The sequence below is a fragment of the Carboxylicivirga sediminis genome (genome assembly GCF_018156225.1).
GTDB classification, from domain to species: Bacteria; Bacteroidota; Bacteroidia; order Bacteroidales; family Marinilabiliaceae; genus Carboxylicivirga; species Carboxylicivirga sediminis.
Map to the genome: position 1 here is coordinate 1 of NZ_JAGTAR010000011.1, position 14,401 is coordinate 14,401.

Sequence of the window (14,401 nt, forward strand, 5' to 3'; positions counted from 1 at the left end):
TTAATGGTGCCATCAGCATCTGTATCGTTGCCTGTCAGGTTAATGGTAACCGAAGCTCCTTCGTTAACCGTGGCCGCATCATTATTGGCAACTGGTGCATCGTTCTGAGGCGTAATGGTAATGTTAACAGTTGCGGTATTTGATGTGGCTCCGTTGTTATCGTTAACGGTATAGGTGAAGCTGTCACTGGTAGTTTCCGAACCGTCATGGGTATAAGTAACTGTTCCATTACCATTATTGACAATGGTTCCGTTGTTTGCCGTTCCTACAGAAACAGAGCCATTGTTAATGGTGCCATCAGCATCGGTATCATTATCGGTCAGGTCAATAGTAACGGATGCTCCTTCGTTCACAGTCGCAGCATCATTGTTGGCAACCGGCGCATCGTTCTGAGGAGTAATGGTAATATTAACTGTTGCAGAATTTGAAGTGGCACCAGTATTGTCATTAACCGTGTATGTAAAGCTGTCTGATGTAGTTTCAGAGCCATCGTGTGTGTAGGTAACCGTTCCGTCATTATTGTTTAAGAGGCTGCCGTTTGTGGCAGCTCCCAATGATACGGTTGTAACATTAATTCCGTCAGCATCGGTATCATTGTCAGTTAGGTCAATTGTGACGGCAGCACCTTCATTTACTGTTGCAGCATCATCATTGGCAACAGGATTTTGCCCAACAGCTAAAGCTGGCAATAATATGGCGAAAAAAGCTAAACAAGTTATTTTGCATAACTTGTTAATTGGGGTAGTGGTTTGCATGCTAATGTAGTTTTGTGAGTAAAACTAATTAGCTAAAGTTATTAAGGTTTATACCTTTTAGCCTACTTTTTTGATGAAAGGACTAAAAATGATTGTGAAAGTATAGGATTGTAGCTTTTGTAATTTGTAACGCTTGTGAATTAGGGAATTAATTGTAGTAGGAGTGTGCAAAAACTGCTGCAAATTCATGCAGCAGTATGGCTGTCTTATGCTTAGTTTACGCATTTAAGCGATTTAGTTCAGCTTTTACTTTGTTCAGTTCTTCTTCAATGCGTTTGATTTCTTTTAATACGAAAGAAATTTCGTAGCCATCGCGTATGGCCTCCTTGTCAAATTTCTCCATCACAATGTAGTAGTATTTTTTACCTCTGAACTGCACTTTAATTGATTGATTGGCATTTTGTGCAATAAAGTCAATGACACCATTATCCTTTCCATCTTTAAAATTAATGACTTCCCATTGGTTTTCGCCGTCCTCAAAATGACGGTTGTTGAAGCCATCCTCAGGAACTACTTCACTTAGTGCTTCGTTACCGCTGAAATATACTTTTATCTGATCATGGTATATTCTATCAGTGCCAGTGTATCTGCTGGATATATAGAAGTTGCCTTCCAAATCAAGATGAGCTCTTAGGTATGTTCTTCCGTATGAGTTTTCGGGCTTTTGGCGTTTGTGTATCAGTATTTTCTTTGCACCATAATCTGATGATTCAATAAAATTTTTCATTAATGGTTCCAGCTCTGCTCGTTTTGTCTGAAGCATGCTGTCCAAAAAAACTTTATTCTGCTTTTGTTCTTCTATGGTAATTTTACGTAACAGATCGTTGCCACGTGTGATATATTCAATTTGTCCGGGGTAGAGTTCGGCAATCGAATCAATTTCCAGCTTTGCATCGTTAAAATTCTTGTCAGCAAACAGTTGTTCTGCTCTGTTATATTTTGCTTTAGCCAGTTCTTGCTTATTGGGGCCACACGAAGCGAATAAAAGGGCCACAAATAATGTAATCGATAGGATCTTCATACCACAAATTGTTTTGTATTCAAAAATACAAAGATTTATGAAAGAGCTGGTATGAATGGGCTGGAAACATTGAATAGCAAAGACTGTACGCTTCAATGGGGGCAGCCTTTGCAATTCATTAATGGCTTAATTTAAGAGTTCAATATCTTTGACGTTAACGTGCAATGATGCCTTGATGTGTCCATCTTTAGACTGGTAGCCTTCGCTTCCGGGTATACCTTCTATCAATACTTTTTGACCTTTTTTTAAGTAATCGGCAATTTTTGTACTTTGCTTTTCACTGCGCCACAGAACGGCTTTCACCCATTCGGTGCGTTCTACTTTTTCGCCTTGTGTATTTTTGTAGTCCATTGAAACGGCTACATTGAAGTTAATGGCTTTTCGGTTGCCTACATCCATCACGTCAGCATCTTTTCCGACTGTTCCGTTCAAAATTAGTTTAAGCATTTTTTTAGATTTGGTTATTGGAATTTTAATTATTGATAAATCTAAAAAGCTTAATTATGAATGTCAATAGCTTGCAGGAAAATGCTTTAGGTTAGTAGTCTTGTTCTGTATCCTTCTGAACCAGTTTCTTCGTTGATAATAAACCGCAGGCGGCATAAATATCTTCGCCGCGCGATTTTCTGATGGTGGTGGTAATCCCTTTCTGCGAAAGCTTATCGCGAAACATTTCCATGGTTTTATAGTCACTTCCTTTAAGTGGCGAGTCAGGAATAGGGTGGAAATGGATAAGATTAATACGGCATTTTATTCCGTTGAGTAGTTGTAGCAGGCCTTTTACGTGTTGAGGAGAGTCGTTAACGCCCTTAAACATGATGTATTCAAATGAAATGCGTCTCTGGCGGCCAAAATCGTAATCACGCAATGCTTCAATCACTTTTTCGGCTGTATAAACATTCTCTATGGGCATCAACTGTTTACGCTCTTCGTTGAAAGGTGAGTGCAGGCTGATGGCCAGGTGAGCTTCGGACTCTTCGATGAAACGGCGCATGGCAGGCACTACTCCTATGGTAGAGACATTGATGCGGCGCGGACTCCAGCTATAGCCCCAATCGGCAGTGATAATTTCGAGACTTTTCAGCACATTTTCGATGTTGTCCATTGGTTCGCCCATGCCCATGTACACCACATTGGTTAAGGTATCGCGCTCGGGCAAGCTGGCTATCTGGTTGAGTATTTCGTTGCTGCTCAGGTTTTTCTGAAAGCCCTGACGAGCCGTCATGCAGAACAGGCAGCCCATTTTACAGCCAACCTGAGATGAGATGCAAAGGGTGTTTCTGTTTTCCTCGGGCAGATAGGCCGCTTCAATAAACTGCTGGCTATGCGTTTGAAACAGGTACTTTTTGGTGCCATCCACCGACTCTTGAAAGGATTGCGGCGGCGTTAAACCCACTTCATAGTTTTCGCTTAGTTGAAGCCTGGCTTTTTTCGACAGGTTGGTCATGTCTTCAATGGAGGTTGCATGCTTTTTATACAACCAGTCGGCTATTTGCTTGGAGGTGAATGCGGGTAAACCCAATTCTGTCACACAAACCTTTAACTCACTCAGTGTTTTACCGTATAGTGCCTCTTTGCTCATCTCTAAAAATATATTTCTGCTATAATATTGTCGTAAGGAACGCCTTTCGCAATCAGTATTTCGCGTACATCAATCACCATTTGCGAACCGCCACAAAGATAGTATTTATTATTGGTTGGCAGATTGGTAGCATTTTCCAAATAGTTGGTCAGCCGGCCTTCCATTATCTGTGGGCCCGATTCGGTGGTGCAAAACCTAAGGTAGTTTTCACCAAGTTTATCCTGAAGCTCATCCTGGAAATAGAATTTATCGATGGTGCGGGCGCCATGCAGCAAAGCGATGTTATTGGCTAAACCTGATTCAACCAGCGAGATGAAAGGGGCGATGCCGGTACCGGTGGCTATCCAGGTAGCGGGCTGCTCTTTGCATAAAAACTTTCCAAACGGCGCTGATATATATAAGGTGTCACCGGGTTTCACCTTTGATAATGGAGGCGTTAATTCACCGTCGGGCTTCACATCAAACAGGATGCCCAGGTAAGCTTGGCTGGTTCCGGAGGCGATGGAGTAGAGGCGAGGCTCATCAGTGGGATGCATAGTCAGGGCAACTACTTGTCCGGCCTGGAAAGAAAAAGGTTTCTCCAGTTTAATATGGTGAACATTCGTTGCCAATAGTTGATTGCTAATGACCTTTACGGCTTGAAGCTCCTTGCGTTTGTGCTGATTCATTACTTGATTTTTGTATGAAACACGCTTGAACACCTATTGTTTGCCAATAACAGATAAAAAGAAAGGCAACCCTTTACGAGTTGCCTTTATATCAAATCAATTGTTTGAGTCTTACTTCAATTCAATCAGTGATTCACCAGTCATTTCTTCTGGTTGCTCCAAGTTCATCAGGCGAAGCAATGAAGGTGCCACATCGGCCAAAATACCATCTTTGATATCACCCTGACGCTCGGTTACCCAAATAAAAGGAACCGGGTTTAGTGAGTGGGCCGTGTTTGGGGACCCATCAGCGTTAATCGCGTTATCAGCATTACCGTGGTCAGCAATAATGATGGCTTCGTAACCGTTGGCTTTAGCAGCTTCCACAGTTGCTTCCAGACAGTCGTCCACCGCTTTAACCGCTTTCATAATGGCATCGTAGTCACCGGTGTGACCAACCATATCGCCATTAGCATAGTTCAAGGCGATGAAATCGTATTTGTTCTGATTTAGCTCAGCTACAATCTTATCTTTCACCTCGAAGGCACTCATTTCAGGTTGCAGGTCGTAAGTAGCCACCTTTGGTGAGTTCACCAATATGCGGTCTTCGCCTTCGTATACAGCCTCGCGGCCACCTGAGAAGAAGAAAGTTACGTGAGCATATTTCTCTGTTTCGGCAATACGTAGTTGTTTAAGGCCATTATTGGCAACCACCTCACCAATGGTATTGGTTACATTATCCTTATCGTATAAAATATGCATTCCTTTAAAAGTTGCATCATAAGGCGTCATGGTGCAGTAGTGCAATGGAATGGTCTTCATACCTTCAGCAGGCATGTCCTCCTGTGTTAACACCTGAGTGATTTCGCGGGCACGGTCGTTGCGGAAGTTAAAGAATACCACTACATCACCTTCCTGGATAGTACCAACTTGTTTTCCGTTAGCATCCACGTGGCTAAGCGCTTTGATAAACTCATCGGTTACACCATTGGCGTATGATTCATCAATGGCTGCGATGATATCAGTAGTGGCTTTACCTGTTCCGTTCACCATCAGGTCGTATGCTTCTTTCACACGCTCCCAGCGCTTATCGCGGTCCATGGCGTAGTAGCGGCCAATTACTGAAGCAACTTGTCCACCTGATTTTTCCATGTGCTGAAGTAATTCAGTCATAAAGCCTTTACCGCTTTTAGGGTCGGTGTCGCGGCCATCCATGAAAGCATGAACAAAAGCACGCTCTTCGATGCCGTATTCTTTAGCAATATCTAATAGTTTATACAGGTGCTCCTGGCTTGAGTGCACCCCACCTTTAGATAACAAACCTAGGAAGTGAATCTTTTTGCCATTTTCTTTGGCATATGTGTAGGCTTTAACCACTTCAGGGTTTTGAGCAATACTTCCGTCTGCACAAGCACGGTTAATCTTTACTAAATCCTGATATACAACGCGTCCGGCACCAATGTTTAAGTGACCCACTTCGCTGTTACCCATCTGTCCGTCAGGTAAACCCACGTTCTCGCCCGAAGCTTGCAGTTTGGAGTTTGGATAGTTCTTAACCAAGCTATCGAAATATGGTGTTTCACCTGTGAAGATACCATCTGATTTCGAATGGTCTCCATATCCCCATCCATCAAGGATAATCAAAATCGTTTTCTTGCTCATGTGATAATATTTAAATCTTTTTCTGTTTTTACTTTATAATCGTCGAATAAAACGGCGCAAAAATAGATAAATTAACAGGAAATTAAAAGGTTTGGCAGTTCCTGTGGGTGATATTTAACTATCTACAAGTAAACAAGCAAAGGTGTAGTTAGTTTATTGCTGGGATTGCGATAAACGTTAAAAAGCTTTAATATTTCGTGGCCGATGATTTCATTTGCTTTGAATGCCAAAAAAAACCGAAACATTGCTATTTCGGTTTTTAAATTTCTTTATACTCTGTTACAAGTCTTTTTAAGCTTATCGAGTAAAATCAAAATGGTAAGAAGTATCACCCGAAATAAGTGTTGTCCTGTAGTTTCCTTTTCTTAAGTGATCTACCTCAATGATGTTTGAGTAAGCGATGTTACTGCTTCCTTTGATACGCTCAACCACCTTGTTGGTGTCCATGTTTACAAGCTTAATGGTTAGCTCATCTTTATCCGGATTTATGTAGCTTACCGTAAGTTTCTCCTTCTTGTCATCCAGGAAGAACTTCATGTTCTTGGTTTCTTCGAAAATATCTTTTGCCAGGTCGGCGTTTCTTAATTCGCCATACTGTACATTAATCTTCTTTTGAACAGACTCTCCGTTACCTTCCAGTTCAACGGTGTAATCGCCGTCTTTTAAGGTTTTTAGATCAACAAGTTTCTGGAAATTTGGGGTGTTTTCAATAGATTCCTGAATAAATGATTCGCCAGTTGTGTTACATACCAACTTAAGGTTATTGTAGCTATATCCAGTGTTAATGACTGAGATGATTGACTGTCCTGAATTGGCGTGGTTGAATACTTCAATTAAACCTCTCTCTCCTCCTTGCACCGAAACACTCACTAAAATACCCAGTGCGATAAAAATACTTTGAATTGACTTCATCATTGTTTTATTTTAATTGTTTGGTGATGAATCAATAAAAAATGTGCCAAAAAAAGAGGATTAACATTTTTTGCAAAATGTTATTAATTATTTGGACAGGAGGTGTTTGGCGGAGGAGGGTTCCTTGTGTAGCCTGGTGGTTGACCTATGGGGGCTATAACTATCTCCTGCTGGCAGCTGGCACATATGTATATCTCGCAACCGGTGCAACAGAAGCAGTTGCAACAGCTTCTTTGTAATTCATCTTTATCAAAGATGGAGTTGCAATGTGTGCAGGTGATTGTATGCTTATCCATTATTGACCGGGTACTGGTATGGTTTTACTGATGTTCACATCACCCATCACAAAATGTTTAGGGCCAAGTTTAAGCTCACTGTTGAGCAGTTCATCCCAGGTAACCACTTTACCCGTGTAGGCAGATATGCGCCCCATAATGGCAGTGAGGGTGGATTCGGCTATTTGTTGTGCTTCGTTGATAGGTTGCTTGTTGCGGATGGCCGTTACCAAATCGATGTGTTCCTGTACAAAAGCGCGCCAGAAGAAATGCCAGCGATCCTGTTCTTGCTCTTCGGTCAATGGAAATTTCCAGCGTACTTCGCCCTGAGGACTAAAGATGGTGTTTTCGCAATTGGTGTAACCATGTGTTCCCCTGATGTTGTCAGTTACATTAGTAGAGCAACCATTTATTTGGCGGCACATGCTGTGCACATGCACATTATCTGGATAGATGTAATCGACACTGAAATTATCGTACTGGTCGCCCGTAGTGCGACGTTGCCTGCTGCCAAAGCCCGTTGCCTTCAGCGGATGAGAGCCAATGAACCAGTTCATCAGGTCGATGTTATGAATGTGTTGCTCCACAATGTGGTCGCCCGATAGCCAGCACCAGTTCACCCAGTTGCGAATCATCGCTTCCATTTCGCTCCATTCGGCGCGTGGATTAACGTGCCACAGTTTGCCCTGATTGTAGTAACAGTTACCGGCCACAATCTCACCAATGGCTCCCTGCGATACTTTCTCGTAAGTCGCCAGATAGTCAACCTGGTGCCTTTTGATGGTGCCGGTCACCACCGATAGGCCCATTTCTTTGGCACGCATGCCATTAATAAGGATTGAGCGAATGCCGGCAGGATCTACGGCAACCGGTTTTTCCATGAAAATGTGCTTGCCGGCTTTAACGGCTGCCTCAAAGTGCTCTGGCCGGAAGTAAGGAGGTGTGGCCAATAGGACAATATCAACTCCGGCATCAATCACTTTTTCAAAGGCATCAAAGCCCACAAAGCATTTCTCAGCGTCTATTTCAATGCCTCTTTCTTTTTTAATATTGGCACGACACTTTTGCAGCTTGTCATCAAATACATCGCCCAGAGCCACCAGTTCCAGCGAGGGCCCGGCGTCTAAAAAGTTAAGAGCTGCACCCGTTCCGCGCGAACCACAACCGACCAAACCAGCCTTTAGTACCGGTCCATCTGGTGCTGTATGGGGCAAATCAAAAGTCTGCTTTTGTTTACGACAGCTTATTGCACCAGCGGCCAAAGCAAATCCTCCGGCCAGAACCGTTTTGTTGATAAAATCGCGACGTGTATGCTTGCTCATATCTAACTGTTTTATTTTGCTTGATAGCTAAGTACAACTCTAAATCCCACATCGTTGCAATCGGAATACCACCAGATGCTTTTAGGTATCTGCGGATCGGTTTTCAACCAATTGTCGTGTTGTGTCGATTCACGATAGGTCGGGCTTAACTCATTAATATCCGATTTGAATGAGCCGCCCTTGATAACAAATTCCTTACTGTTATTTTCAAACGCGTCGGAACAGAACTCTTTTACATTGCCAAACAGGTGACGTGCGCCAATGGCATCGGGTTGAATATTATCTGGCTCTGTGGTTTTTGTTTTGTTTGTATTGACGAGTTGATTGTTCAGGGTTTGGTTTTCAATTGCCTTTTGGGCAGCATGTTCCCATTCGGCTTCGGTGGGCAGGCGGTAGTTTTTACCTGTTTTTTGCGATAGCCATTGGCAGTAAACGATTGCCGCATGATGAGTCATGGTAATGGCTGGTCGGGTTCCTAATCCCCATCCCTGATCGGGATTGCCCCACGGCGGTGTAGCTCCGGATATGCCATCCACTTCGGTATGGTCAGAGCGTCCTTCTGATTCGGTTTCGGAGAGGAATAGCAGATATTCGTCCCAGCTGACTTCCATCTCTCCTATAAAAAAGGATTCGATAGAGGTGGAGCTGTTGTCCTGCTTGTTTTCTCCCTGCACGGGCAGCATCCTGAAGGAAACATCACTTCCGGGTACGGTTTCGGTAAACGCCCGGAATGAATGAATGTCTGCAGCCATAGCGTAGATGGTGTCCTGCTTATGTTCGTTGGTTAATAGCTTGTAGTTATGGCTGGCTTTTTTATCGGTTCCGTGCCCCACATTCATGTGGCATTGGATGCAATGCATCTCCTTTTCATTTTGCTGATAATGCCAATGGGCCAACTCACCGTTTTCTGACAGCTCAACAGGGAATAGCTTGGGATGACAGTGGATACAGGATTCTTTGTAGGTATGGTGTTTGGCAAATTCAACCTGCGACTTTTGTTGCCAGTTAAAATCAGTTGAGTCCTTAAAATAAAAGGCATAGATGTCGCGAATACCAGCCTTTGCTTTTTCCTTATAAAAACCTTGCCCTTTGGGTGGCAGGTGGCAATCAATGCAATGTACTTTTTGTTCGGCAGTGTGATTGTGTGGCGATTGCAGCCAAGAGCTATGGGCATGCTCGTGCACATGACAGCTGTTGCAATAGGAGTCGGTAGAGGTGTAATGGTCGGCTTTCTTTAATAAGAAGCTTAGTAAAACAAGCACAATGCTCAATAATAAAAGTCGAACTACCCCCTTTTTCATTATTATTTGTTTATCTCCGTTCAAAAATAGTATTTATTCGAGAAGGACTTTAAAAGTATAACACCCAATTGGCATATCTCCCCTAAATTATTAACGGCAAAAGAGCCTGATTAATAATAACCAGACTCTTTTGTGAAATATATAACCTTTTGTCTATTTATTAAAAAACAGGTTCGATACTGAATTTAAACTCATAGTTTTCGGCGGGCAAGGTATATTGCTCGTATGGAGTAGCTCCCCATGAGTTATCGCCTGCCACACCCATCTGTTTCAAATCGAATGTGAGGTATACGCCATCCTTCTTAACGATGTCGTTGAGGTGTTTGTACTCATCGTGTGTTTCCTGATCGAAATCTTCGATTGGGTTGTGCAGTGCCGAGAAACCTAAGGTTGGCATGCCACTGATCTTTACACCCCAACCGTTATTGTTTCGCAACTCAAACCAGCGTGCATCAGTTTTGTAACCATTCTCCTGCGGACGCACATAGGGCACGTATTGCTCAGCTACTTTGCTTTCGTAATAGCCAACAAATGCACTACGGTTTCGGTCCCAATAGTTTTCGTGTGGGCCTCGTCCAAAGAACTTCAGATTATCGAACTCAACAGGCATTTCCATACGCATGCCAAAGCGAGGAAGAGCAGGCAAGTCATCTTTGCCTAATTGAAGCTTATTGGTAACAATGATTTTACCATTGCCCAATACTTCGTAACTCACCGTTTGCGTCGATTCGATGGCTTCAATTGAGTAGCTTACATTAACAATGGCCTTGTAGTTGGTCGCTTCCTCAACATTGATGCCAGTCACTTTTACCGATTGGCTGGCCTCACGCCATATACCCAGACGCTTAATCATGTTGCTGCCTTTGTCATTGTCGTTAGGGGCGCGCCAGAAATTAATGGCGGGACCTTTCTGAATTAAGTCGGTTCCGTTAACAGTCCATTGTGAGATGGTACCTTCTTGTTTACTGAATGCAATGCTGAAGTTTTGTCCATCAACACGAATCAGCGCATCATTTTCATCGACTTTAAGCTTAGCATATTGCTCAAAAGGAGCAATTGGATGCACCGGAACCGGGTAGGTGAATTGCTCGTGAGCTACTTCAAAACCTTCAGGGAGTAAGGAAACACCTTGCTTCAGTCGTACCGAGAAATCGATGAAATACTCGCATTCCGGTTGACCCTTAATTGGGGCAGAAGGAATTTCAATTACCTGGCTTTGGTGCGGATTTAATGAAACATCCACAAAACCATGATGGATTTCTTTTCCGTTTTCGGAGATGCTCCAGCGAATATCATAGTTATCCAGGTTGATAAAGTCATGATAGTTGGAGATTTTGTACTGACCAAATGGCAGACCCTCATTTGAGAAGCGCACATACTGATAGGCGTATTTTACTTCCCAGAAGCCTGGTTGTGGCGTCATATCGGGGAAAATGATACCGTTACATACAAAGTTGTCATCTGTCGGCATGTTCTCACCATAGTCGCCTCCGTAGGTCCAATATGGGCGTCCTTCTTCATCGTACTCCAGTAAGCCCTGATCAATCCAATCCCAGATGTAGCCACCTTGCAACTGGCGGTTGTTGCGGTCGTAAATAACGTCCCATAAATCGGCCAGGTTACCCGTACTGTTGCCCATGGCATGAGAGTATTCACTCATAATCATTGGCTTAGTCTGGTGTTTCGAAGCATAGTGTTTAAGATAGCGAACGCCCGGGTATTGAGGGCAGAATATATCTGTGTTTTCACGCATCTCAGCACGTTCATAATGTACCGGACGTGAAGGGTCGCGGTGCTTAATCCAGTCATACACAGCTGTGAAGTTCTCGCCGTCGCCTGCCTCATTACCCATTGACCACACAATGATACATGGGTGGTTTTTGCTGCGCTCTACCATGCGCATATTGCGGTCTAGGTGTGCTTCTTTCCATTCAGGATTTTTAGCCAATGAATATTTTCCGTAATACATGCCGTGTGATTCAATGTTGGCCTCGTCGGTTACATACAGGCCGTATTCATCGCAAAGCTCGTAAAAGCGTGGATGAGTAGGGTAGTGTGAGTTGCGCACCGCGTTAATGTTGAATTGTTTCATGAGTTTTACTTCATGAAGCATGTCTTCCTCATTCACCACATGACCGGTCGTTTGGTTATGCTCATGCCGGTTAACGCCTTTAATCAATACCTCAACACCATTGATGTAGAAAATATCATCGATGATCTCCACTTTTCGGAAACCTGTTTTGGCTGATACATATTCCTTATTGCCTTTGGTATCCTCAAGTTGCAATACTATGGTGTAAAGGTTAGGCGTTTCGGCGGTCCATTTTAACGGATTATCGATGGCCTTTTCAAAATGCAGCTTTAAATCAGCTTTTTTATTGATTTTAGCTGTAGTTGTTTCGCTGGCTATAACTTTCTGATTGTGGTCAAACAGCATGTAAGTCAGCTTATAGTTGCCAGCACGAAGTCCCTTTGTGTGATTTTTCAGGTCAACGTCAATCATTAACTGACCATTTGTGTAGTTTTCGTCCAAATCTCCTTTAACAAAGAAGTCGCGAATACGCACTTTAGGGGTTGAGTAGATAAATACATCACGCTCTATCCCGCTGATGCGCCAGAAGTCCTGACATTCCAGGTAAGAGCCGTCACTCCAGCGATATACTTCAACGGCAACGGTGTTTTCGCCTTTTTGCAGGTACTTGGTAATGTCCCATTCGGCTTCGGTTTTACTGCCCTGGCTATAGCCTACTTTCTGTCCATTAATCCAAATGTAGAAGGCCGATTTAACAGCGCCAAACTGAATAAAAACCTGGCGGCCATCCCAGTTTTCGGGCACAGTAAACGAACGTCGGTAGGAGCCAACCGGATTATAGTCATGAGGTACCTGACCCGGATTAGCCGGGTAGATGGTTTCTACATATTTGATCTCGTCTGAAACAGGCGCTTTATAGCTGGCAAACTCGTATTGATGATTACAATAAATGGGTATGCCATAACCTTCAAGCTCCCAGTTAGAGGGAACTTTTATGTTATCCCACGCGCTGACATCAAAGGATGGTTTGTAAAAATCGACAGGCCGGTCAGCCGGTTTTCTTACCCAGTTGAATTTCCAGGTACCATTCAGACTTTTGTAATAAACCGATGCTTCGTGCTTCTTAGCTAAAGCATCTGGCAGGTTCGAGAAGGTCATGAATGATGCGTGGGGAACCTCTTTGTTTTTATTAAACATTTTGGGATTCTCCCAGTCATTCGAGTTATTGGCTAATGCCGGCCATAAGTTTGAAATACCAGCAAATACCAATAAATATGCAAAAAAGTGTTTAGCCATAGTAATGAATTAATCCAGTATATGATAATTACCAGATGATATGGATAATATAATTATTTAGAGAATGGTAGCAGGCTTATGCAGCCTGCTGCCTTATTAAATTAATGTACAGATAATTGTCCTTTTGAGTCTGCCTCAGCCAAGTTTCTAACACCTGTGGTACCACCACCTTTAAGAGTTAATTCAACCGGCTTGTTGGTTTTCCAGGCACCGCGTGTAAAGTCGGGTACATTAATGGGTTTTGACCCATTGGCGATGGACCATTCGCTCAGCGGCGTGATACAACTCCAGGCTGCCGCATCATACACGTCCATGTCCATTGGTAAACCGTTGCGTAAACAGTCAATCAGGCGCCAGTCCATGATAAAGTCCATGCCTCCATGACCACCTACTTGCTTAGCCATCTCACCCACACGGCGTACAATTTCAGGGGTATATTTATCCCACAGCTCTTTCATTTTAGCTTCATCGGCCACACTATGACCAAAAGCAATATGCTGCAATGGCCATTTTTGCGCAAAACATTTAGTTCCACTCAACATGTGAATACGTGAGTAGGGACGTGGTGAGCTAATATCATGCTGTATCATGATGGTGCGTCCTTTCACGGTGCGTATCATCTGCATATCCATGTTACCGCGCATTTGTTTGCCAACAAACTGTTGCAGGTCAGGACGGTCAGGTGCTAATTCTTTGATGCGATTAGCCAGGGTAAAGTCATCCGACATCATGGCCGTCAGGTAATCCATGCGATCGCCACGGTTGATATCCATGGCCTGACAGATAGGGCCTAATCCGTGCGTTGGGTACACATTGGCTTTGCGTGTGTTTTCATGCAAACGCCATAGCTTATCATATGCACCATCGCCACCCGGCTTGTCATCCTGAGGCTTATTAAAATGCCAGTAGTCCAGGTCGTGGATGTAAGCGCCTTCTCCGTGTACTAAATCGCCAAACACCCCCTGACGGGCCATGTTAAGGGTTAACAGCTCGAAAAAGTCGTAGCAACAATTCTCCAGAATGACACAGTGTTTCTTGGTTTGCTCCGATACTTCCACCATTTCCCAGCATTCGTCCATAGTTTTGGCGGTAGATACCTCTACAGCAGCGTGCTTATCACCTTTCATGGCGGCAATGGCTACCGGTACGTGCCATTCCCAGGGAGTAGCAATGTAAACAAGGTCCACCAGATTGCTGTTACATAACTCTGTAAAGGCTGTGTCACTACCCGTAAACTCTTTTGCTTTAGGTAATCCAGCTTCGCTCAAAATCTTTTGAGCACCATCCATAGCTGCCTGACGTGTGTCGCAGATCGCAGTCACTTCAACGCCTTCGATGTGTGTCATGCGTTTAACAGCCGGTGTGCCTCTATCACCGATACCAACGAAACCAACGCGCACCGTATTTAGTTTTGGCGCTGCATAACCACACATGTTAAAGTTCATTTTAGGAACTCGTTCTGCATTTTCTCGTATGTATGCTACTTGTTCTTTTTCTTTGGTGCCTGTTGTTGAACAGCCCGCTAGAGGAGCAGCTGTAACAACGCCAGCCCCAAGGGCCATGTTTTTAAGAAATGATCGTCTGTCGGATGCCATA

Annotated in this window: 11 protein-coding genes; all 11 read right to left on the bottom strand. The window is 43.6% G+C overall.

The annotated features are described in order from the left end of the window. Positions 1–755 (bottom strand): Ig-like domain-containing protein (locus tag KDU71_RS08650; protein ID WP_212189697.1); only part of this gene is annotated, 755 nt, incomplete at its 3' end. Between the two features lie 217 nt (positions 756–972). After that, complete coding sequence (locus KDU71_RS08655; RefSeq protein ID WP_212189699.1) at positions 973–1,776, bottom strand: outer membrane protein assembly factor BamD; 804 nt, start codon at positions 1,774–1,776, stop codon at positions 973–975. A gap of 126 nt (positions 1,777–1,902) precedes the next feature. Beyond that, positions 1,903–2,223 (bottom strand): single-stranded DNA-binding protein, encoded by a 321-nt coding sequence (locus KDU71_RS08660; RefSeq protein WP_212189701.1) that lies wholly within the window; start codon positions 2,221–2,223, stop codon positions 1,903–1,905. 91 nt (positions 2,224–2,314) lie between these two features. After that, positions 2,315–3,358 (bottom strand): 23S rRNA (adenine(2503)-C(2))-methyltransferase RlmN, encoded by a 1,044-nt coding sequence (gene rlmN / locus KDU71_RS08665; RefSeq protein WP_212189703.1) that lies wholly within the window; start codon positions 3,356–3,358, stop codon positions 2,315–2,317. A gap of 2 nt (positions 3,359–3,360) precedes the next feature. Continuing rightward, positions 3,361–4,026: a ferredoxin--NADP reductase gene (locus KDU71_RS08670; RefSeq protein ID WP_212189705.1), complete on the bottom strand. Its 666-nt coding sequence runs from the start codon at positions 4,024–4,026 to the stop codon at positions 3,361–3,363. 111 nt (positions 4,027–4,137) lie between these two features. Continuing rightward, entirely contained in the window at positions 4,138–5,667 is a 1,530-nt protein-coding gene (gene gpmI, locus KDU71_RS08675) for a 2,3-bisphosphoglycerate-independent phosphoglycerate mutase (RefSeq protein WP_212189706.1), read from the bottom strand. A 297-nt stretch (positions 5,668–5,964) separates the two neighbouring features. Continuing rightward, entirely contained in the window at positions 5,965–6,582 is a 618-nt protein-coding gene (locus KDU71_RS08680) for a hypothetical protein (protein WP_212189707.1), read from the bottom strand. A gap of 292 nt (positions 6,583–6,874) precedes the next feature. Continuing rightward, entirely contained in the window at positions 6,875–8,176 is a 1,302-nt protein-coding gene (locus KDU71_RS08685) for a Gfo/Idh/MocA family protein (protein ID WP_212189708.1), read from the bottom strand. An 11-nt stretch (positions 8,177–8,187) separates the two neighbouring features. Next, entirely contained in the window at positions 8,188–9,477 is a 1,290-nt protein-coding gene (locus KDU71_RS08690) for an SUMF1/EgtB/PvdO family nonheme iron enzyme (protein WP_212189714.1), read from the bottom strand. A gap of 160 nt (positions 9,478–9,637) precedes the next feature. Then, positions 9,638–12,805 carry a glycoside hydrolase family 2 TIM barrel-domain containing protein gene (locus KDU71_RS08695; protein ID WP_212189716.1) on the bottom strand — a complete coding sequence of 1,056 codons (3,168 nt, stop codon included), beginning with the start codon at positions 12,803–12,805 and terminating at the stop codon, positions 9,638–9,640. 101 nt (positions 12,806–12,906) lie between these two features. After that, a complete protein-coding gene (locus tag KDU71_RS08700; RefSeq protein ID WP_212189723.1) occupies positions 12,907–14,400 on the bottom strand; it encodes a Gfo/Idh/MocA family protein in 1,494 nt (497 codons plus the stop codon). Position 14,401: the final 1 nt, after the last annotated feature.

Bases quoted from the DNA above. Each gene is read 5' to 3' on its own strand.
- KDU71_RS08655 (WP_212189699.1), bottom strand. From the start codon at position 1,776: ATGAAGATCCTATCGATTACATTATTTGTGGCCCTTTTATTCGCTTCG.
- KDU71_RS08660 (WP_212189701.1), bottom strand. From the start codon at position 2,223: ATGCTTAAACTAATTTTGAACGGAACAGTCGGAAAAGATGCTGACGTG.
- rlmN (WP_212189703.1), bottom strand. From the start codon at position 3,358: ATGAGCAAAGAGGCACTATACGGTAAAACACTGAGTGAGTTAAAGGTT.
- KDU71_RS08670 (WP_212189705.1), bottom strand. From the start codon at position 4,026: ATGAATCAGCACAAACGCAAGGAGCTTCAAGCCGTAAAGGTCATTAGC.
- gpmI (WP_212189706.1), bottom strand. From the start codon at position 5,667: ATGAGCAAGAAAACGATTTTGATTATCCTTGATGGATGGGGATATGGA.
- KDU71_RS08680 (WP_212189707.1), bottom strand. From the start codon at position 6,582: ATGATGAAGTCAATTCAAAGTATTTTTATCGCACTGGGTATTTTAGTG.
- KDU71_RS08685 (WP_212189708.1), bottom strand. From the start codon at position 8,176: ATGAGCAAGCATACACGTCGCGATTTTATCAACAAAACGGTTCTGGCC.
- KDU71_RS08690 (WP_212189714.1), bottom strand. From the start codon at position 9,477: ATGAAAAAGGGGGTAGTTCGACTTTTATTATTGAGCATTGTGCTTGTT.
- KDU71_RS08695 (WP_212189716.1), bottom strand. From the start codon at position 12,805: ATGGCTAAACACTTTTTTGCATATTTATTGGTATTTGCTGGTATTTCA.
- KDU71_RS08700 (WP_212189723.1), bottom strand. From the start codon at position 14,400: ATGGCATCCGACAGACGATCATTTCTTAAAAACATGGCCCTTGGGGCT.